Origin of the sequence: Asticcacaulis aquaticus, assembly GCF_028550415.1 — a bacterium.
GTDB classification, from domain to species: Bacteria; Pseudomonadota; Alphaproteobacteria; order Caulobacterales; family Caulobacteraceae; genus Asticcacaulis; species Asticcacaulis aquaticus.
This window is the reverse complement of sequence record NZ_JAQQKX010000002.1, coordinates 176,285-196,584: the sequence shown is the minus strand read 5'-3', so window position 1 is coordinate 196,584 and position 20,300 is coordinate 176,285. Positions and strand designations below refer to the sequence as shown.

General features: G+C 60.4%; 20 protein-coding genes and 1 other RNA gene. 12 read left to right on the top strand and 9 right to left on the bottom strand.

Going from position 1 to position 20,300, the window contains the following annotated elements:
- Positions 1–99: 99 nt before the first annotated feature.
- Together PQU92_RS04035 and folE are read right to left on the bottom strand one after the other, a co-directional pair.
- Complete coding sequence (locus PQU92_RS04035) at positions 100–534, bottom strand: biopolymer transporter ExbD (RefSeq protein WP_272746920.1); 435 nt, start codon at positions 532–534, stop codon at positions 100–102.
- 175 nt (positions 535–709) lie between these two features.
- Positions 710–1,375 (bottom strand): GTP cyclohydrolase I FolE, encoded by a 666-nt coding sequence (gene folE, locus PQU92_RS04030; protein ID WP_272746919.1) that lies wholly within the window; start codon positions 1,373–1,375, stop codon positions 710–712.
- Positions 1,376–1,603: 228 nt separating this feature from the next.
- On the opposite strand from folE, the gene cysS reads away from it, so the two are divergent.
- The 4 genes from cysS (at position 1,604) to PQU92_RS04010 (ending at position 4,696) form a co-directional block, all read left to right on the top strand.
- The gene (gene cysS / locus PQU92_RS04025) at positions 1,604–3,001 is read left to right on the top strand and encodes a cysteine--tRNA ligase (RefSeq protein ID WP_272746918.1); all 1,398 of its coding nucleotides are present in this window, start codon (positions 1,604–1,606) and stop codon (positions 2,999–3,001) included.
- 3 nt (positions 3,002–3,004) lie between these two features.
- Positions 3,005–3,442, top strand: coding sequence for an SRPBCC domain-containing protein (locus tag PQU92_RS04020; RefSeq protein ID WP_272746917.1), 438 nt, complete (start codon positions 3,005–3,007; stop codon positions 3,440–3,442).
- Between the two features lie 149 nt (positions 3,443–3,591).
- Positions 3,592–4,020, top strand: a complete 429-nt coding sequence (locus tag PQU92_RS04015) for an iron-sulfur cluster assembly scaffold protein (protein WP_272746916.1) — start codon at positions 3,592–3,594, stop codon at positions 4,018–4,020.
- A gap of 148 nt (positions 4,021–4,168) precedes the next feature.
- Complete coding sequence (locus PQU92_RS04010) at positions 4,169–4,696, top strand: porin family protein (protein WP_272746915.1); 528 nt, start codon at positions 4,169–4,171, stop codon at positions 4,694–4,696.
- Positions 4,697–4,747: 51 nt separating this feature from the next.
- On the opposite strand, the gene PQU92_RS04005 is transcribed toward PQU92_RS04010, so the two are convergent.
- A complete protein-coding gene (locus PQU92_RS04005; RefSeq protein WP_272746914.1) occupies positions 4,748–5,470 on the bottom strand; it encodes a hypothetical protein in 723 nt (240 codons plus the stop codon).
- Between the two features lie 233 nt (positions 5,471–5,703).
- On the opposite strand from PQU92_RS04005, the gene yidD reads away from it, so the two are divergent.
- The 3 genes from yidD to PQU92_RS03990 all read left to right on the top strand — a co-directional run bounded on the left by yidD (position 5,704) and on the right by PQU92_RS03990 (position 8,974).
- Complete coding sequence (gene yidD / locus PQU92_RS04000) at positions 5,704–5,940, top strand: membrane protein insertion efficiency factor YidD (protein ID WP_272746913.1); 237 nt, start codon at positions 5,704–5,706, stop codon at positions 5,938–5,940.
- An 82-nt stretch (positions 5,941–6,022) separates the two neighbouring features.
- On the top strand, positions 6,023–7,948 hold the full coding sequence (thrS, locus tag PQU92_RS03995; protein WP_272746912.1) for a threonine--tRNA ligase: 1,926 nt from the start codon (positions 6,023–6,025) through the stop codon (positions 7,946–7,948).
- Positions 7,949–7,975: 27 nt separating this feature from the next.
- Positions 7,976–8,974: a glycosyltransferase family 2 protein gene (locus PQU92_RS03990; protein ID WP_272746911.1), complete on the top strand. Its 999-nt coding sequence runs from the start codon at positions 7,976–7,978 to the stop codon at positions 8,972–8,974.
- A 25-nt stretch (positions 8,975–8,999) separates the two neighbouring features.
- Here the strand turns inward: PQU92_RS03990 and PQU92_RS03985 are convergent, their stop codons facing one another.
- From PQU92_RS03985 to PQU92_RS03975, 3 genes are all read right to left on the bottom strand, one after another.
- A complete protein-coding gene (locus PQU92_RS03985) occupies positions 9,000–9,935 on the bottom strand; it encodes a GIN domain-containing protein (protein ID WP_272746910.1) in 936 nt (311 codons plus the stop codon).
- Positions 9,936–10,104: 169 nt separating this feature from the next.
- On the bottom strand, positions 10,105–11,079 hold the full coding sequence (locus PQU92_RS03980) for an alpha/beta hydrolase (RefSeq protein WP_272746909.1): 975 nt from the start codon (positions 11,077–11,079) through the stop codon (positions 10,105–10,107).
- 137 nt (positions 11,080–11,216) lie between these two features.
- Complete coding sequence (locus tag PQU92_RS03975; RefSeq protein ID WP_272746908.1) at positions 11,217–11,615, bottom strand: YccF domain-containing protein; 399 nt, start codon at positions 11,613–11,615, stop codon at positions 11,217–11,219.
- Between the two features lie 244 nt (positions 11,616–11,859).
- On the opposite strand from PQU92_RS03975, the gene PQU92_RS03970 reads away from it, so the two are divergent.
- The 4 genes from PQU92_RS03970 to PQU92_RS03955 all read left to right on the top strand — a co-directional run bounded on the left by PQU92_RS03970 (position 11,860) and on the right by PQU92_RS03955 (position 15,224).
- Positions 11,860–12,057: a DUF4169 family protein gene (locus PQU92_RS03970; RefSeq protein WP_272746907.1), complete on the top strand. Its 198-nt coding sequence runs from the start codon at positions 11,860–11,862 to the stop codon at positions 12,055–12,057.
- 162 nt (positions 12,058–12,219) lie between these two features.
- Positions 12,220–12,459, top strand: a complete 240-nt coding sequence (locus tag PQU92_RS03965) for a ribbon-helix-helix domain-containing protein (RefSeq protein WP_272746906.1) — start codon at positions 12,220–12,222, stop codon at positions 12,457–12,459.
- A gap of 87 nt (positions 12,460–12,546) precedes the next feature.
- Complete coding sequence (locus PQU92_RS03960; RefSeq protein ID WP_272746905.1) at positions 12,547–14,865, top strand: ATP-dependent helicase; 2,319 nt, start codon at positions 12,547–12,549, stop codon at positions 14,863–14,865.
- Positions 14,865–15,224, top strand: coding sequence for a RusA family crossover junction endodeoxyribonuclease (locus PQU92_RS03955; protein WP_272746904.1), 360 nt, complete (start codon positions 14,865–14,867; stop codon positions 15,222–15,224). The genes PQU92_RS03960 and PQU92_RS03955 overlap by 1 nt, the downstream gene beginning before the upstream one ends.
- A 101-nt stretch (positions 15,225–15,325) precedes the next feature.
- Here PQU92_RS03955 and PQU92_RS03950 read toward each other — a convergent pair whose 3' ends face one another.
- Both PQU92_RS03950 and PQU92_RS03945 read right to left on the bottom strand, forming a co-directional pair.
- The gene (locus tag PQU92_RS03950) at positions 15,326–17,467 is read right to left on the bottom strand and encodes a serine hydrolase domain-containing protein (protein ID WP_272746903.1); all 2,142 of its coding nucleotides are present in this window, start codon (positions 17,465–17,467) and stop codon (positions 15,326–15,328) included.
- 70 nt (positions 17,468–17,537) lie between these two features.
- The gene (locus PQU92_RS03945) at positions 17,538–18,032 is read right to left on the bottom strand and encodes an SspB family protein (RefSeq protein WP_272746902.1); all 495 of its coding nucleotides are present in this window, start codon (positions 18,030–18,032) and stop codon (positions 17,538–17,540) included.
- Between the two features lie 219 nt (positions 18,033–18,251).
- Here PQU92_RS03945 and PQU92_RS03940 point away from each other — a divergent pair, with 219 nt between their 5' ends.
- Positions 18,252–19,607: a globin-coupled sensor protein gene (locus tag PQU92_RS03940; RefSeq protein ID WP_272746901.1), complete on the top strand. Its 1,356-nt coding sequence runs from the start codon at positions 18,252–18,254 to the stop codon at positions 19,605–19,607.
- Positions 19,608–19,850: 243 nt separating this feature from the next.
- Here PQU92_RS03940 and ssrA read toward each other — a convergent pair.
- Positions 19,851–20,201: a transfer-messenger RNA gene (gene ssrA, locus PQU92_RS03935) on the bottom strand.
- Positions 20,202–20,300 lie beyond the last annotated feature (99 nt).

Genomic DNA, 20,300 nt, shown 5'->3' with positions numbered 1-20,300 from the left:
ACGCGCTTCCCTCTCCCTCAAGGGAGAGGGGGTTATAACGAAAAACACGCCGGAAGCAGGACTTCCGGCGTGTTCGGATTTTCGTCGGATCGCCGAAGACTACTCGATGTCTTCGTTGATCAGGCCGACCTTGAAGAAGCCGTTGTCCTGCAGGACGTTCAGCACCGACATGAAGTCGTTATATTCGATGTCGGCGTCGCCGCGGACCAGAACGCGCTCTTCGGTCGGGTTGGCCGAGGCCAGAGCCGCGGTCAGATCGCCCGGCAGGGTCGCCAGCGAGGTCTTGTTCGGGCCGATATAGATGTCGTCCGGGCCCTGAATCGAGATGAACACCGGCTCTTTTTGTTCGACTTGAACGGGGTTCGGGATTGCGGGCGGCAGGTCGAGCTTGATCGACACGGTGGCCATCGGCGCCGACACCATGAAGATGATCAGCAGCACGAGCATGATGTCAACGAACGGCGTGACGTTGATTTCGGAATTCTGTTCAACGGTATAGCGCGAACCGCCACCGCCACCGAGCTTAGCGCCCATGTTTAACTCCCTTAGAGGCCGCGCCTGAGGCGGGCACTAAAATTCAGATACCCGATTTAGGCTAACTCAAACGCAAATGTAAACCCCTCGGTCACACAAGATTACAAATTCTTCATGACGAGTTTACGACATTTCCCGTATCCGGGGTAATGCGAAACGCAAGGGCGGCAAGCGTTTAGGATTGGCAGAAGCGCATAAAGCGGTCCTGCAACGCCAGATCGGTCTTAAAGACGCCGGTGAAGCGCGTGGTGACGGTGGTGACGTTCTTATGATGGACGCCGCGGGTCGACATGCATTGATGCTCGGCGTCGATCAGGACGGCCACGCCAAGCGGGGCCAGCGAATCGACCAGGGCGTCGGCGATCTGCTTGGTCAGGGTTTCCTGAGTCTGTAGGCGCTTGGAGAAGATTTCGACCACGCGGGCGATTTTCGAAATGCCGACGACCTTGGAGGTCGGCATATAGGCGACATAGGCCTTGCCGAGGAACGCCGCCATATGGTGTTCGCAGTGCGATTCGACGTCGATCTGACGCAACATGACCATGTCGTCATAGCCCTGCACGTCTTCGAAGGTGCGCGACAGTTCCTTGGCCGGATCGGCCTGATAGCCCTGAAACCACTCTTCGTAGGCTTCGACGACGCGCTTGGGCGTATCGATCAGGCCTTCACGCGACGGGTCGTCACCGGCCCAGGCCAGCAAAGTCTTTACGGCGTCCATGGCCTGCGCCTTGGTCGGGCGCTCGACATTGATGGTTTCGGAAAAGCCCTTGGCGCGGGTGGCATTGAGGGCGGCGACCAGCGGATCGTTGGATTCGCGGTGTTCGGGTTCAAAACTGTCCATAATTCTCTACTCTTCTCCGGAGGGCCGAGTGGCGCCGAAGCGAAGGCTCCGGAATGACGCGTGGCATCCCTCTTTGACCTCTTCGCTACGCGGGCGAGGTCGGGCCGTAACTGAAACAGCTTACGAATATAACACGTTTTTGGACGTGTTCCGGTGCATATTCGCTTGGTGGTAAGCCGCCGCAGCGTCTATATGGGGCAAAGCCTTAAGAGTTCAACCGAAATCGTCATGAAACTGAAGATCAACGACACGCTGAAGCGCGAAAAGACGGAATTTGTTCCGAAAAACCCCGAACGCGTGACGATGTATGTCTGCGGCCCGACCGTCTATAATTACGCCCATATCGGTAATGCGCGACCCGTCGTGGTGTTCGACGTGTTGTTCCGCCTATTGCGCGCCCTGTACGGCGAGCAGCACGTCGTCTATGCCCGCAACATCACCGACGTCGACGACAAGATCAATCAGAAGGCCATCGCTGAGGGGGTCGATATCGACATCATCACCTCGAAATTCGCCGACATATATAATGCCGACATGAAGGCGCTCGGCGCGCTGGAGCCGACGCTTCAGCCGCGCGTGACGCAGAACATGAACGCCATCGTGGCGCAGATCGCGGCGCTGGTCCGCAACGGCCACGCCTATGCGGCGGAAGGTCATGTCCTGTTCGATGTCGAGTCGTACAAGGCCTATGGCTCGTTGTCGAACCGCTCGCTGGACGACATGATCGCTGGGGCGCGGGTCGAGGTCGCCCCCTATAAGAAAAACCCGCAGGACTTTGTGCTGTGGAAACCGTCGAAACCCGGCGAGCCGCGCTGGCCAAGCCCGTGGGGCGAGGGGCGTCCCGGCTGGCATATCGAATGCTCGGCGATGATCGAAGCCAATCTCGGTTTGCCGATCGATATCCACGGCGGTGGCCATGATCTAGTCTTCCCGCACCATGAGAATGAGATCGCGCAGGGCGTTTGTGCGCAACATGGTCATTCCCATAATGAGGAGACCTATGCGCGCTACTGGATGCACAACGGCTTCCTGACCATGGATTCCGAGAAGATGTCGAAGTCGATAGGCAATGTGCAACTGGTGCATGAACTGATCAAGCACTTCCCCGGCGAGGTGCTGCGCGTGGCGCTGCTGTCGGCCCATTACCGCGCGCCGCTCGACTGGACGCAGGACCTGCTGACCCAGACGCATAAGCGGCTGGATGGTTTGTATGGGGCCTTGCGTCGCGCAGCGGATGTCGAACAGGTCGAGGCCGGGGTGCCCGATGCGGTGCTTGAGGCGCTGTGCGACGACCTGTCGACGCCGCGGGCTCTGGCGGAACTGTCGGTGCTGGCCAATGCGCTGGAGACGGCGGAAGCTGCCGATAAGCCGCGTCTGAAGGCGCAACTGCTGGCGGCCGGGGCCTTGCTCGGGGTGCTGCAAGGCGATGCCGATGCCTGGTTCAAGGCCGGCGCCGATGACGATCTGACGGCCAAGGTTGAGGCGCTGCTGGTGGCGCGCAAGGAGGCGCGGGCGGCGAAGAACTGGGCCGAGGCCGACCGCATACGCGACGAGCTGAACGCGCTGAACGTCGAGGTCATGGACGGCCCGACCGGCGCGACGTGGAAGGTAAAGACAGGGGCTTAAGGCATGGTTTTGAAAATCGAGAAACGCATCGGCATCGCCACGGCGGTGGATACCCCTTACGAGATCATGGCCGATATCAATAGCTGGCCGTCGTGGAGCCCGATCCATAGGTCCGCCGAAGGTCGGCTGGGTTTCGGGGCACCGGTGCGTTTCGAAGAATATTATGAAGGTCTGGGGACGTGGGAGATTGCCGGGTTCGTCGAGGACTGGACGCCGCTGTCGCACATCCATATCCGCGTGCCCAAGAAGTTCTACGAAGGCTCTTTGATTCGTTTCTACGAGTTCGAAATCCTGTCGGACAATGCCTGTCACTTCACCATCGGGGCGCAGTTTTCAGGCTTTTTGTCCGAACGCGAAGGCAAACGCTATCGCAAGTTCCTGCGCGAGGGTTTCGATAAGTTCGCCGAGGCCTTGAAGGCGAAGGCGGAAGGGGCGATATAATCGTAAACCCCCTCGCCCCCCAATTCTTGACTCTCGGGGGAGAGGGCTGGGGTGAGGGGGCAACGGTGCCTGCGACTCCCCCTCATCCGCCGCCAATCCTGCGGATTGGACGGCACCTTCTCCCCGGAGGGGCGAAGGGAAAGTGGGCCATGATCGACGAACTCTATTCCCGTGAAATTTTACGCCGGACGACGCAGCTTCGGCACGTCGGGCGGCTGGCGAACCCCGACGGCAGCGCCGACCGGACCGCGAAGCTGTGCGGTTCAACCATCCATGTCGAGGTGACGCTCTCCGACGACATCGTCACCGGCTTCGCACAGGAGGTCGAAGCCTGCGCCCTGGGGCAGGCCGCCGCCGCCATCCTCAGTCAGTCCGTGGTGGGCGCATCGCGTGACGAAATCATCGCCGCGCGCGACGCCATGAAACATATGCTCAAGGGTGAGGACTACGCCTATCCGGAGCGCTTTGCCGACTTCGCCATCCTCAAATCGGTCAAGGATTTCCCCGCCCGTCACGCCTCGACGCTTCTGGCGCTGGAAGCCACCGCCCAGGCCCTCGACGCGGCGGTGCGGGCGTAAAATTTCGCGCATAAAATGTTCATCCACAGGGCTGTGGCCGGAATGGCACGTTGTGCGCCGCAATGCGGGGTTGTGTATTTTTTCAGGATTGACGCTTGCTTGGTCGTCGGATAGGCAAGCCATTCCACAAAAACATATGGGGAAACAAATGGTTAAGATTGTTACGGTTTTGGCGGCGAGCGCGCTTCTGGCGGGTATGGCTGTTTCGGCTCAGGCGCAGGACGCCGGTTCGACCTATCTTCAGGTCGGCGGCGGTCAGGTCGATGCCGATGGCGAAAAGTTCGGCGTCATTCAGGCGGCCGGCGGCTATAACTTCAACCGCAATTTCGCGGTCGAAGCCGAATTCGGCCTCGGCCTCACGGAAAAGACCTATCGCGTCGGTACGGTGAACGTCGATGCGAAGATCAAGCACACGGCGGGCATTTATCTGGTCGGTTCGGCGCCGATCGGCGAAAACCTCGATCTGGTTGGACGCGTGGGCTTCTCGCAGGTCTCCGTCGAAGCTTCCAGCGGCAATGTCTCGGCAGACGACAGCGACACGGGCCCGGCCTACAGTGTCGGTCTGCGCTACTTCCCGAAGGGCGGCGTTCACGGCATTCGTGGCGACTTCACCCGTTATCAACTGGATGACGGCAGCATGGACGCCGTTCAGGTGTCCTATGTGCGTCGCTTCTAAGCCGACGCAGCTTTGAAATGAGAAGGGGCGCTCCGATGGGGCGCCCTTTTTTTATTCAATCGTCGCGACCAAGGGCAGCCAGCGCGGCGTCGGGACGTCCTCGAAATGCTTGATCTGATCGTAACGGCGCAGCACCTCAGCGGTTACGCGATAGGCTTCGGTCAGGCTGTTGAATTCGCATTCTCCAGCCTCGGGTTTGAATTCGGGTAATTCGGCGGGCGCTGCGTCCTCGCCCGCCGACGCGCTGGCGTCAGCGCCTTCAGGGGGTTCCGGCGCGAAATAGGCGACCGGGCGTCGGGCGATTTCAAGGTCGTCACAGTCGAGGCTCAGATAATCGACCTTCACCGTCTGGCCCGGCGTGAAGTTTGCGCCATGGGTAAAGCGAATGACGGAATAGACGGATCGGTCGGGGGTACGCGACAGGTTCATGCCGACGATCCAGTAATCCTGACGCTCGGCATTGGTCTCGGCAATGACCGGCACAAAGGCGTGGTAGGTGACGCCTGCCAGATAGGGCTTGCTGTCCGAGAGGAGATTATAGAGCGTCGCGACCTCTTCACCGCGGCCTTTGACCAGTTCTATACGCATCAGTTGCGAATCGGCGGGGGTGTCTTCGGCCCTAACGGCGGCAAAGGTGATGCGACGGAAGTTCCCGAACGGTCCGGCTTTTTCCATATCCGGTCCGACGATCGACCTGTCCATGGCCGCTTCTTGCGCCGGTTTTGTACAAGCCGTCAGGGCCAGCAGACTAGCCACGATTATTAAACGTTTCATCCCACTTCCCTCGTTTTACGCTTCCGTTTCACGTTTCCGTGATATGAATGTGATAATGACGTGATGTCTTTTTTAAGGCGGCTTTTTCGGTTGCCTTGCGCGCGCAAATACCTCAAACACGCTATGGACTTACGGTAGCTTTTTGTTTTGTCGCGATATTGTAGCTGAAACGCAGTTCGACGCAGTCAAAACCGCTGCACACTTTTCAGCATATCGCTTAAAGGTATTGCGGAATGAGCCGCATCTATGCCAAGGCCGTGATGGCAGGGCTCAGGGCCTATAAGCTGACCCTGTCGCCCTTTATCGGACAGGCCTGCCGGTTTTTACCGACCTGTTCGGAATATACGGCGCAGGCCATGATCGTTCACGGCCCGGTAAAAGGGTCATGGATGGGGGTTAAACGGATTTGCCGGTGTCGTCCCGGCGGCGGTCACGGATATGATCCGGTGCCGCCGAAAAGCGAAACCTAACCGCCGACGCCTGTCGTAGGGGTGCGGCTCACATAAATATCCTAGCCTGTTGTAGGGGCGGGATGAACCGAGAGAATACACAATGATAGACCTTACGTTCCCCGACGGTGCCGTTCGATCCTATGAGCCGGGGACCACCGGCCGGGCTGTGGCGGAGGGTCTGTCGAAATCGCTGGCCAAGAAGGCCGTGCTGATCAAGCTCGACGGCGAGCTTTACGATTACGACCGCCCGATCAATCAGAGCGCTGCCATCGAAATCCTGACGCGCGACGCGCCGGAAATGCTTGAGGTCATCCGTCACGACGCCGCGCACCTTTTGGCCGAAGCCGTGCAGGAACTGTTCCCCGGCACGCAGGTCACCATCGGTCCGGCGATCGAGGACGGCTTCTATTACGACTTCGCCCGCGATGAGCCGTTCAGCCTCGACGATCTGCCGAAGATCGAAAAGAAGATGAAGGAAATCGTCGATCGCGACGAAAAGATCGTGCGCGAGGTCTGGGATCGCACCGACGCCATCAAACACTTCGAGGAAATCGGCGAGCACTACAAGGCCGAGATCATCCGCGACCTGCCGGGCACGGAAACCATCACCGTCTATCGTCACGGCGATAAATGGAAAGACCTGTGTCGCGGGCCGCACCTGCCGTCCTCGCGCTTTGTGGGCAAGGCGTTCAAGCTGACCAAGCTGGCCGGGGCCTACTGGCGCGGCGATCACAACAATGCGCAGCTTCAGCGCATCTACGGCACGGCCTGGGCCTCGGAAGAGGACCTGCAGGCCTATGTGACGCGTCTGGAAGAGGCCGAAAAGCGCGACCACCGCAAGCTGGGCCGTCAGATGAACCTCTTCCACATGCAGGAAGAGGGCCGGGGTATGGTCTTCTGGCACCCGCACGGCTGGACGCTGTGGCGGACGCTGGAGGCCTATATGCGCCGCCGTCTCGATGCCGCCGGCTATACCGAGGTCAAGACGCCGCAGGTGCTGGATCGCACCTTCTGGGAAAAGTCCGGTCACTGGGACAAGTACCGCCCGAACATGTTCGTCTGCGAGACGGTCGAGGGCGAAACCCTGTCGCTCAAGCCGATGAACTGCCCGGGTCACGTGCAGATTTTCAAGGTCGGCCTGCGCTCCTACAAGGAACTGCCGATCCGGATGGCCGAATTCGGTGCCTGCCACCGCTATGAGCCGTCGGGCAGCTTGCATGGTCTGATGCGCGTGCGCGGCTTCACGCAGGATGACGCCCACATCTTCTGCCGCGAAGACCAGATCGTCGAAGAAACGGCGGCGTTCATTCGTCTCTGCCGTCAGGTCCATGCCGATCTCGACATGCAGGCCGAATATGTGGCGCTGGCCACGCGTCCTGAACAGCGCGCGGGCTCCGACGAATTCTGGGACAAGGCCGAGCAGCAAATGCTGGAGGCCGCCCGTGCTGCAGGTGTGGAACCCGTCATTGCCGAAGGCGACGGGGCCTTCTATGCGCCGAAGCTCGACTTTGTGGTCCGCGACGCCATCGGTCGTCAGTGGACCTGCGGCACGATCCAGCTCGACTATGTCCTGCCGGAACGCCTCAATGCCGAATATGTCGCCGAGGACGGATCGCGTCAGCGCCCGGTAATGCTGCACCGGGCCATTCTCGGCTCGTTCGAGCGCTTTATCGGTATCATGATCGAGAATTACGGGGGTAAGTTCCCCTTATGGCTGGCCCCGGTACAGGTTGTGGTTGCGCCGATTACCTCGGATGCTAATGATTATGCGCAACAGGTCGCGGCAAAATTGCGTGCAAGCGGTATCAGGGTTGACACCGATCTGAGGAATGAGAAGATCAACTACAAGATCCGCGAGCATTCGCTCGCCAAGGTGCCGGTCATTGCCGTCGTTGGTCGGAAGGAAGCCGAAACCGGAGAGGTGGCCCTGCGTTATCTGGGCCAGGAGGGGCAAAGCCTGCTGACGGTGGACGACGCCGTCACACGCCTGACCCAAGAGTGCTTGCCGCCCGATTTAAAAACCTGACGCGTATTTTTAAAAAGCCGATTTTCAATGCAGCATTCGCTTCCGCCGTCGATCCGTGATTTGCTTAAAGCGCAGCGTCTGGCGTCGGAAGAGGTTGTAGATCTGGTCAAGGGGGCGGAAACGATCGTGGCGCCGCGCGACACGCGCGGTGTGACCGTTATCATGATCGCCTATCACACCGGCAAAATCCTGTTTGACAGCATCGAGCGCGTTCTGGCCGAGCCGGCCGTGCGGCAGCTGGTGCTGATCGACAACGGTTCGCCGGAGCACACCGCCGAAATGCTGCGCGAACTGGACCAGTCCTATGAACGCATCCTGCTGGTGCAGGGGCATGGCAATATCGGTTTTGCCCGCGCGGCCAATCTGGGGGCGCAACTGGCCTCGCAGCCGTGGCTGGTTTTCCTCAACCCTGACGCGCACCTGTGCCCTGGCGCGGTCGAAGCGATGGTAGAAGCCGCCCTCCATCAGCCACGGCCCTGTTTGATCGGGGCGCGTGTGCTCAATTCGGACCTGACCGAACAGCGTGGCGCGCGGCGCGGCGAAGTCACGCCGGTGACGACGCTTATCTCGTTGTTGCGACTGTCGAAGTTACTGCCGTTCCTTAAGAAATACGAAATCCATCAGGAGAATCAACCCCTGCCCGAGGCACCGATCAGCGTTCCGGTGGTGTCCGGCGCCTGCTTCACTATGGCGCGGGCCGATTTCCTCGGCATGGGCGGTTTCGACACGCGCTTCTTCCTGCACGTCGAAGATATCGACCTATGCTGGCGTATCCGAAAAAAGGGCGGCACGGTGCTATTCCATCCAAAGGCCGAGGTCATCCACGAAGGCCACACCTCGCGGGTCGAGCCGATCTTTGTGGAAATGAACAAGGGCATCGGCCTGATCTACTATTTCAACAAACGCGCCGACAATGTGTGGCGCAAGGCCTATGTATGGGCTCTCGCGCCACTGACTATCGGCGTATCGGTGCTTAGGGCCTCCGTCCGCAAGCGTCTCAAGGACAAGGACGCGGATATTCTGTAATCTTAGAGCGATATGCCAAAAAGTGTCAGCGACCGCCGATGCTGACCTCGCCCGAGCCCAGCACCTTCTTTTGCACCGAACCCGTGGAGCGCGCGACATAGATGTCGCCTGAGCCGACGATGGCGGCCTCGACCGCGTGGGCTTCGCCGCCGAAATGCACGTCGCCCGATCCCGCAATGGCGATCTTCAGCGTCTGGGCGCGGCCGCGGGCGATGGTGACGTCGCCCGATCCGGCCAGACTGACCTCGATCGGACCGTTGACCGAGGCGATCGCCATATCGCCCGACCCGGCCTGAGCGGCGGACAGCCCCTCGGCGACCGGACCGGTGACGATGTCGCCGGAGCCGGATTGCGACACCTTGAGGCTGCGCACCGGGCCCATGATGATGTCGCCGGAGCCGCCGCTGACGATTTCGGTCCGTCCGGCATTGGGCCCGTGGATATTGCCCGACCCGGTCGACATGAGCTTAAGATCGCCGCGCACGGGCCCCAGCCGCCAGTCGCCGCAGCCATGCACGCTGAGTTTCAGCGAACTCGTCTCGTTCAGCGAGCCGTAGACGGCCCCGTGGCTGACGATTTCGAGGTTTTCCGGCGCATAGATATAGATGACGGGCAGGTCGCCAAGATTGACCTGTCCCATGCCCGATACCTTGACCGTGGTGACGTTCTTGTCGGCGAAATTGAAGGCGAAGATATTGGTCGTTTCGCCGCAGGACTGATTGCGGGGGGAGACATTGCCATTGATACGAACGACATTGTTCTGACGGGCGACGGTCACCTGAGGCATGGCGCGGGTCCCGGCCTTGACGCGGACATCGACATCGGCGCGCGGCTGGGCAATGACGATCACGCGCGCCGCGACGTTTTTCAGCTCGACGCGGTCTTCACCGGCCTGGGCCAGTCCGGGCAGGGCCAGTCCAGGCAGGGAAAGCAAAGCAAAAAGGAGCAGGGTTACGCGCATGACGGTCAGATTATCCACCAATTATGTGAGCTAAAAAATCCCGCACATAGTCCTGTGGGTCAAATTAAACCTCTGTCATGAAGCGTATTTAACATTGTTACACTTGAGTCATACACGGGGCGGCGTAAGTTTCGGTGTTTGTCGAATAGATTATACGCGCCTGAACGCCTTATCCGTTGAACAGGCCGCGGCCTCTGGCGAAATTGAGGAACAATTCACCCCATTGCGCCTTGGGGTTGCGCAGGCCGAAACCGTGTCCGCCTTCGGGATAAAGATGGGTTTCGACCGTAACCCCGACCTTGCGCAGGGCGGCGCGCAGGCGCAGGCTGTTTTCCACCGGCACCGTCTTGTCGTCCTCGGCATGGACGATGAAGGCGGGCGGGGTCTGGGTCGTGACCTGCTCGTCGGTTGAATATAGCGCCAGCTTCGCTTCTTCGGCGGTCGCCCCGATCAGGTTGTCGCGCGATCCCGTATGGGTGATGCCCGGGCGCATGGAGACGACCGGGTAGACAGGCGCAAACAGGACAGGGCGGGCGTCGAGTGCATCGGCTTCATCGACCGCTGTATAGACGGAGGCGGCATAGCGTGTGGCCAGCGAACAGCACAGATGCCCCCCGGCGCTGAACCCCATGGCGCCGACCTTCTGCGGATCAAGGTTGTAGGTCTTGGCTCTGGCGCGGATCAGACGCATGGCGCGCTGGGCGTCGGTCAGAGGCACATCGGCCTGATTGGCCCACCCTTCGTTGGGCAGGCGATAGAAGAGGACGAAGGCGGTGATACCGGCGGCCGCCAGATAGCGCGCGATGTAATGGCCCTCATTGTCGATCGACACGATGCGGTAGCCGCCGCCGGGAATGATCAGCATGGCGCTGCCGTTTGGAGTCTTCGGCCGGTAAACCGCCATGCGCGGATTGACGATGCCGGAGGTGCGGCGCATGGCAGGTTCACCCGATGCCGGAGACGTCTCGGTCAGGGCCGGGTTGAGGCGGCCTGCGGGGCCCTTGGGCCACAGATCTATATATTCGGTGGTATCGGGCAGGCCCATGACCTCCTGTGGCGTCGTCGCATGAACGGCACCGGCAGAGGTGGCAATCAGACCGGATGTCAGGCCTGCGGACAGAAGCGTGCGGCGGTCGATGGTCATGACGTTTCCCTGTAATCTTATCGGGAAAGCTTAAAGCGCATTCCGAAAAGTGTGCAACGGTTTTTGGACTCAAATGCGCGACAGAGCAAAACCTAGAGCCCGTTCACATTGAATTGGAACGGGCTCTAACCGGATGACTAAGGCTTTTCAACGACGATCTTGCCGACGGGGGCCAGCGCCAGCCAGGCCAGTTGCACGTTCTTGATGGCGAAGGGGATGCCGATGATCGTCACCGCCTGCGCCACCGCAAGGGTCAGGTGCCCCAGCGCGATGTACCAGCCGCCGAGCAGAATCCACACGATATTGAGAATCCCGCCGGACACGCCGGTGCCGAGATCGTCGCGCCCCAGATGCAGGTCGCGGTCGGCGATGGCCTTGCCGAACGGGAAGAAGCTGAACCCGGCGATGCGAAAGGCGGCCCCGGCCCACGGCAGGCCGACGATGGTGATGGCCAGCAGGCAGCCGCCAAGCAGCCAGGCGATTCCGGTCACGAAGCCGCCGAAAACGAACCACAGAAGGTTGAGAAGGAGAGTCATGCTTTTTTCTCTTATGAGGCCTTGAGTTGCTGCCGTGCAGGGTATTGAACGAGGCATTGATTTTGTTGACGTAACGGCGTTTTAATCAAGATTATAAAGGGTTTAGCGCTGTGATCACGTTAAAATTCTTTCATAAGTTATGGTATTGGCGTATAATCAGACCGCAAACGAAAAAACGTTTTATAAATCGGCCGGGCCATGGGGATGTGTCCGGACGATATCAGAGTGCAAACCGAGGCGTATGATGAGTGAAGTCATCAATCTGAACAAGGCCAGAAAGGCCCGGCAGAAAGACCAGAAAAAGGCGACGGCGGCGCAAAACCGTGTGGTGTACGGCATTTCAGCCCGGGACCGGCAGGCGGCAAGCGAAAACGAACGCCTGGAGATGCGAAAACTGGATCAGTTGCGTCTCGGAAAAAGCGATGAAAATAAAAAGAGTTGACGTTTTGCACCAAACAACCAACTCTCGATAATCTTAGAAATGTCAGTGGTTTAATAATACCACAAGTACATATGAAGCAAATGTATCTGCTTCACATACACTAAGGCGGGCATGACGGGACTCATGCTCTATCGGGGGCGCCCTGGGATCAGGAGGGACACTATGCCGGGCTTGAAAAAGAGATCAGTTAACCTTGCGGGGCACGCAACATCGGTGGCGCTGGAGCCGGAATTCTGGGCTGTGCTCGAAAGTATGGCGCAGGACAAGCGAATCAGTCTGGCGGCGCTGATCGCCGATCTGGATTCGCGTCGCGGCGAAAGCCTGCTGGCGTCGTTCTGCCGCCTGTCGGCCCTGGCCTTCGTCCAGAGCAAGGGCGGGCCGGTGAAACGCAAGAAGGTTTAGAGGGCGGCCTGTGCATAAGCGCCGCTGAAATCCATGATGCGCATGTTTCCGTTTGGTTCCGTTCACGGATCGGGCTAAACTGCGATCATGACTCCAGATGATATCCCGAACTCCGGTCTTTCGATCAGCCAGCAGGCCTCCGTCAATGGCGCGGGCCGTCCGGTCGATTATTTTCAGGGACTTAATGCTGAACAGGCCGATGCCGTGCGCTCGACGCAGGGGCCGGTGCTGGTTCTGGCCGGGGCCGGGACGGGCAAGACGCGGGTGCTGACCACGCGAATCGCCCATATCCTCAATCAGGGACTGGCGAAGCCGTGGGAAATCCTCTGCGTCACCTTCACCAACAAGGCTGCGCGCGAAATGCGCGAGCGGGCCGAGCGCCTGATCGGGCATTCGGCCAGCGACCTGTCGAATCTCGGTACCTTCCACTCGATCGCCGCGCAGATCCTGCGTCGTCACGCCGATCTGGTCGGGCTCAAATCGAGCTTCAACATCATCGACGATGACGACCAGACGCGCCTCCTGAAGCAGATCATGGAGGCGCGCCGTATCGACGTGAAGCGCTTCCCGCCCAAGGTCATGGCGCACTTCCTCGATCAGTGGAAGAACAAGGGTCTGACGCCGGACAAGGTCCTGAAAATGACCGCCGACGAAGGGGCGCAGTTCGCCTCCAACAAAGGCGCGGAAATCTACGCCGAGTATCAGGAGCGGATGCGGGTGCTCAACGCCTGTGACTTCGGCGATTTGCTGCTGCACACGCTGAAAATCCTGACCGAAAATCCGGACATTCTGGCCCAGTACCATCGGCGATTCAAATATGTGCTGGTCGACGAATATCAGGACACCAATGTCGCCCAGTATTTATGGCTCCGCCTGCTGACCAATGCCGACCGCAACCTCTGTTGCGTGGGAGATGATGATCAGTCGATCTATGGCTGGCGTGGTGCGGAGGTCGATAATATCCTCAAGTTCGAGCGCGACTATCCGGGCGCCAAGGTCATCCGACTGGAGCGCAATTATCGCTCGACACAGCACATCCTGTCGGCGGCATCCGGGTTGATCAAGTCGAACAGCGCGCGTCTGGGTAAGACCCTGTTCACCGATCAGCAAGGCGGTGAAAAGGTTCGCGTCAACGGTCTGTGGGACGGCGCGGCCGAGGCCCAGAACGTCGCCGAGGACATCGAGCGCCTGAAAAAGCAGGGCCGCCGCTATCAGGACATGGCCGTGCTGGTGCGCGCCTCGTTCCAGATGCGGGCGTTTGAAGAGCGGTTTCTGATGCTGCAAATCCCCTATACGGTGGTCGGTGGCCCGCGCTTTTTCGAGCGCGCCGAAATCCGCGACGCCCTGGCCTATCTGCGCCTGATCCAGTCGCCGGACGACGATCTGGCCTTCGAGCGTATCGTCAATGTCCCCAAGCGCGGCATCGGCGATGCGACGGTACAAAAGCTTCTGATGCAGGCGCGACTGGCCGGGCAAAGCGTCATGGCCGCGGTGCGCGATCTGGTCCAGACGGATGAACTGCCGACACGGACAAAGACGCCCCTGATTGCCTTTCTGCGCGACTACGACAAGTGGGTCGCCGTCGCGAAAGAGACCGCGCACGACAATCTGCTCGATGTGGTCCTGACCGACAGCGGCTATTACGACATGCAGCGTGCCGACAAGGTGTCGGGGGCGACGCGCATCGACAACCTCAAGGAAATGATGAATTCCATGCAGGATTTCGACAACCTCGAATCCTATCTGGAACACGTGTCGCTGGTCATGGACATCGAGGGCAAGGGGGGCGACGACACGGTGCGCATCTCGACTCTGCACGCCGCCAAGGGGCTGGAGTTCCCCGTCGTCTTCCTGCCGGGCTGGGAAGAGGGCGTCTTCCCGTCGCAACGGTCGCTGGACGAGGGTGGGTTGAAAAGCCTCGAAGAAGAGCGGCGTCTGGCCTATGTCGGGCTGACGCGGGCGCGCGAACTGGCCAAGGTCAGTTTCGTTGCCAACCGGCAGGTCTTCGGGCGTTGGACGAACCAGATACCGTCGCGCTTCGTCGATGAAATGCCGATCGAACACGTCGAGGCGTCGTCGCAGACCGGCTATAATCAGGCCGGCTGGCAGTCGCAGGAATCGCGTTGGGATCGCGCGGGCTATCAGCCGAACCACGAGAAAAAGACCGACAGCTTCAGCGACCGCCTATCGGGCGTCGATATGAGCCGTCTGGAACGCAAACCCACGCCGCACCGTGTGGCGCCGTCAAAACCGCAGCCGTCGAAGGGCTTCACCATCGGCACCCGCGTTTTCCACACCAAGTTCGGTTATGGCGAAGTGATGGAGACCGAGGGCAACAAGCTGATCGTCGACTTCGACGTGTCGGGTGAGAAAAAGGTCATCGACAGCTTCGTGGAAAAGGCGTGATGACGGAAGGCTGGACCGTCTGGGGCAAGGTGCGGGCGCGGGAAACCGCCGATGGGCTGGAGCTCTTTATCGATGGCCTGACGACTCAGGCCAAGTATTATAAGCCCCTGGTCTATGAGTTCTTCCGCAAGGAGTGGCGCGGATCGCGTCCGGCCTGGGGCGATCATGCGGTGGAAATCCGCATGGAACATATCGGCGATCCGCCGTGGATGGACCTCGACAATCTGGCCAAGGCCCTGCTCGATGCGATCAAGGGGTTTGTGTTTCACGACGACAGTCAGGTGGCGCGGCTGCTGGTCGAACGCTTCGAAGGCGAGCGCGAGCAAATCCACATCCGGGTCTATGCGCTGAAGCGGTGAATCGTTAGAGCATGCTGCGAAAAAGTGGAAACCGGTTTTTCGCGCCAAGCATGCGACCACTGTCTACGGGTGCAGGGTCTGTGACCCTGCCCGCCGGAGGCTTACCCCCACGGCGTTAACGCCCCCCATGACATCAGCAGCACCGCATAGCTCAACCAGCCGAGATTGAGCGCCGTGTGCGCCGTCTTCTGCCACAGGGCCCAGCCATCGGCATGATAGTGAGCCTCTTCGTAGACGCGATAGAGGTTGCCCAACTGGAACAGGGTCGCCAGCGACGCGAGCACCGCCATGCCCGACGCCAGTTGCAACTGGCCGCTGGGCCAGCGCGTGAACAGGGCGCTGGGGTCGCCGTCGAGACTCGTTTTCCAGCTCTGGAAGACGGCGATGGCCAGTATCCATACGAAGGCGGTGGCATAGGAAATCCACGTCGCCATGATCTGCGGGTCGGTCGGATGGTCGCGTTGACCGATACGGCTGAGTCCCATCAGGACCATGACGCACGACCCCAGCATCAGGGCGGTCATGCTGTAGAGGAAGTCGGGGGTATGATACCATCCGACGCGCTCGAAGCGCGCCATATTGGCCGAGGTTTCAAAGGCGGTGGCCTTGCCGCCCTGCGGCTTGAACAGAAAATGCAGGTTCTCGAAACCGATCTGCGGCCCCAGCGGGTTCATTTCCTGCGGGACGAAAAAGCCGCGCGCCGAGGTGGTGACGAAGGCGGACGCGCCGTCCTGTGCGGCGACGATCAGGCGGCCGTCATTGTCGACGTCAACCTCGACCGTATTGATCAGGCGGGTAACCGCGCCTTCCAGCCCGCCGTAGGCACGGCGCGAAGACACATAGGTGCCGCGCAGGGCGTCGAAATAGGCAGGGTTGCGGGCGTAGCTCTGGGCAGGTTGACGCGGTCCCGTGGTAGCGGCACCTTCGAGATGGCGGACCAGCAGTTCCGGATAGGCGCGGGTCAGGACGTCGCCGGTTTCGGTATTGGCGGCGACGAAGATGCCGATGCCCAGTTCCGGCACCAGAATCATATTGGCGTTGAACCACAGGGTCGCGCCGGCATGGCCGTAGGTCTTGCGCCCCTGAGAGGTTTCGCCGATGCGCAGGCCCGAGGCCCAGCCATTATAGCCGTTGGGCATGCTCAGCAGGGGCGAACGGAAGGCCCGGGCCGATCCGGCATCGAAAAGCTGTACACCGTTCAGTTGCCCATCGCCGAGCAGCAGCGACATGTAGCGACCCATATCGGCGGCGGTCGAAGATCCGCTCAACGCCCCGGCCAGCGGCAGGGCATAGTCGAAAGGCTGGGTTTTCCAGGTCGCGCCGTCCCAGCTGTAGCCTTGCGACAGGCGTCCGGCCAGCGCCGCCGGCATAGGGGCGGGCAGGCCTTCGGCGGCGGCTGAGGCATTGATAAGCGCCGGGTCATAGGGTTCGCGCAAGGTGGTAGCATTGAGGCCCAGCGGTCTGAAAATCCGGGCTTCCATAAGGGTAGGGACGTCGGATGCCTTGGCCGTATGGGCGGCGGCACGGGCGGCGAGCGCGGCGCCATAGTTGGAATAGCTGGCGAAGGCGCCGGGTTCGCGCACCCGGTCGGGTGCGTGGCGACGGAAATAGGTGTCGGTCGATTCGATGCTGCCCTGATCGAGGCGGAACAGGTGGCCGAGCGACGAATCCTCGAAGCCGCCGGTATGGGCCATTAGATCGCGCATCCGCAGCGGTCGGGTATAGCGGCGATCGTCACGAAAAATGTCCGGTGGCAGGTGCGCGGCGACGGGACCGTCGAGTTTCAGCCGCCCGGCCTCGATTTCCTGACGCGCCACGATCCAGGTAAAGGTCTTGGTGATCGAGCCGATACGGAACAGGCTGGCATTACCGTCCACTGCGTGACGCGGCGACAGGCGGTCATAGCCGTAGCCCTTGATCAGGACCGGCGTATCGCCCTGCACGACGGCGACGGTGACGCCCACGACGTGGTCGCGCTGCATCAGCGCCGGGATCAGGGCGTCGGTGAAATTTTCGATATCGTCTGCACTGACCGGGGTGCCGGTGAGGCGGTTGACGATGGGCGGCGGGGCGGGGGAGACGATCGTGCGCGGCACCACCCGGCGGCGAGGCGGGGGCGTCGGATTGACCGGCGGCGGGGGGGTATCAACGGCGGCGACAGGGACTTCGACCGGTGGTGGCACCGCGGCGGTGAAGGCACCAACCGGGCAAAGGGCGGCGATCACACCGGCTATAATCGGCAAGCGATGTTTGGTTAATTTTATGAGGGAAGCGTGAAACCCGGACATGGTTGGCTTTCCGCGAAAGGGCCGTTTATTTCTTGCGGAACTGATCGAGCGAGACGACCTTGGGGGCGTCATCGCTGTCGGTTTTCACCGGCTCGACAGGCGTGTCTTCGGCCTCGGTGATCAGGTCGTCATTGGCCTCTTCGGCCTCCTCGACCTCGAATTCGAGGATGAACTGCACACTGGGGTCATAGAAACGCGTGATCGCCGCATAGGGGAAACGCAAGACCTTGGGCATGCCGCCGAAGCTCAGGGTGACGCTGACGCGATCCTGTTCGACCTTGAGGTCGCGGAACTGATGCTGGAGGACGATGGTAATGTCGTTGGGATAGCGCTGCAGCAGGTCGTCGGGGATCGAGACGCCCTCGGCGCGCGTCAGGAAGGTCACATAGAAGTGGTGATCGCCGGGCAGGCCGCCGGGTTGCGCCGCACGCAGGAGCGCCTGACGGATGACGCCGCGCAGGGCGTTCTGGGTCAGGTTGGCGTAGTCCATGTGATCGATGACGGCCGGCGTATCTGACATCTGACTCTGGGTACCTGCTGAGGGTTCATGCGCTGAGTGAGATGAGAAGACTTAGCACGGCACCGGTGAAACGAAACCAAAAAATGGTAATGGAACCTTAAAAAAATGGGGATGCCGCGACCACCTGTCGCAGGTCCGGCAATGATTTATTAATCATAAAGGTTGAGTCTTAACGGCATTATTCGCGTTTGAGTTTTAGTGATCCGTAAGGCACCGACCATGATGACTTCCGCTGCTTCCGTCGTCGACACCAACTATGCCCACCGTCTGGCGTTTGCGCGGATCGCGCCGGCCGATATCATGCGTTTGAAGACGGTGTGGCCGGTGCTGGAGCCGCACCTGCCGCGCATCCTCAACGCCTTCTACGCGCATGTGAAGCGCGAAGACTCGCTGGCGCGCATGATCGGCGACCACGAAGACCGCCTGCAACGGGCCCAGATCAGCCACTGGCGCAACCTGTTCACCTCGGGGTTCAGCGAGGCCTATTTCGAACAGGCCTATCGCATCGGCCAGACTCACCACCGCATCGGTCTGGAGCCGCGCTGGTACGTCGCGGCCTATCAGTTCGTGCTCGATGAAATCATCGCCGTGCTGGCCGTTCATAACCGCTTCCGCACTCAGGCCATGGGGGCGTCGCTCACCTCGGTGATCAAGGCGGTGTTCCTCGACCTCGATATCGCCATCTCGACCTATCAGCACGCCAGCGAGGAGGCGATCCGTGTCCGTTCGCGCGCCACCGAATCGGCCATCGAGGATTTCCGCACGGCCTTCGATCAGATCGCCGGTATCTTCGCCGAAAGCTCGGCCCAGCTTCAGGGTACGTCGCAGGACCTGGGCCAGACGGTCGGGATCACCGAAGACACCTCGCGCACCGTGGCCGATGTCGCCGCGCGCTCGCAGATGGACGCGTCATCGGTGGCGGCGGCGTCCGAAGAACTGACCAAGTCGATTCAGGAAATCACGTCTCAGGTGACCGGCGCATCGCAACATGTGCGGCGCATCGTCACCATGGCCGAAACCTCCTCCGAAGAGGTGGCGCAACTGTCCGGCGCCGTCAACCGCATCGGTGAAATTCTGGGCCTCATTCAGGGTATCGCCAGCCAGACCAATCTGCTGGCGCTCAACGCCACGATCGAAGCGGCCCGCGCCGGAGATGCGGGCAAGGGCTTTGCCGTGGTTGCGACTGAAGTCAAGGCGCTGGCCGATCAGACGGCGCGGGCAACGACCGAAATCGGCAACCACATCCAGACCATTCAGGCCTCGACCGGTCGCGCGGTGGCCTCGATCCGCGACATCGCCATTGCGGTCAATGACGTCGAGGCGGCGACGACCTCGGTCGCGGCAGCGATGGAGGAACAATCGACGGCTACTAATGAAATCGCCGGCAGCATTCAGCACGTATCGGATGCGGCAGGTCGCCTCAGCGATCACATTTCCGCGCTTGACGGGGCGGTGCAGAAAACCCGCGCAGCAACCCGCGATGTCGACGGTTCGGCGGGCACCCTGACGGCGCAATCGCAGCAACTGACGACCCATGTCGAACGGTTCTTCGAGACCCTGCGCAAGGCGTCTTAAATTCCGGAATTTTGGAAATTGATGGGGTTCTGTTGCCAGGCCCCCCAAAGACACTCAAAAAGAGGCGACGGCCTGAACTAGATGTGTGAGAAGTGGCGAGGTTCTGTTGCCAGGCCCTCCCAAAGACACTCAAAAAAGAGGCGAGGGCCTGAACTAAATGTGTGAGAAGTGGCGAGGTTCTGTTGCCAGGCCCTCCCAAAGACACTCAAAAAAGAGGCGAGGGCCTGAACTAAATGTGTGAGAAGTGGCGAGGTTCTGTTGCCAGGCCCTCGCCGGGCCCCGCCTGAAGGGCTTATTCTTCAGGAGTTTAGGTGGATTTACTCCGCCGCATTACGCAGCAAGAGCGACATCCGAAGCGAAGTTATCGTTCGCAACTATATGTTTGAGCCGATCACAGAGGCTCACACTGAGAGAAGGCGACACCTTTACACGTCTGTCGATGCTGATCGGCCCCATGATATCCCGTAAGGGAGAAATGGTGGAGCCGCCGGGAATCGCACCCGGGTCCAGTCCGCTTATTACGTGGGCGTTTATCCCCATAGTCCCCGAAGGAACGCCTTGAATATAGGCGCTCTCTGGTCATTAAGAAAGAGGGGTGGGGCCTCATGCACATAAAAAAGCCGTCCGCGGTTAAGCGGACGGCCTTGGAGCATGCTGCGAAAAAGTGGAAACCGGTTTTTCGTCTCAAGCATG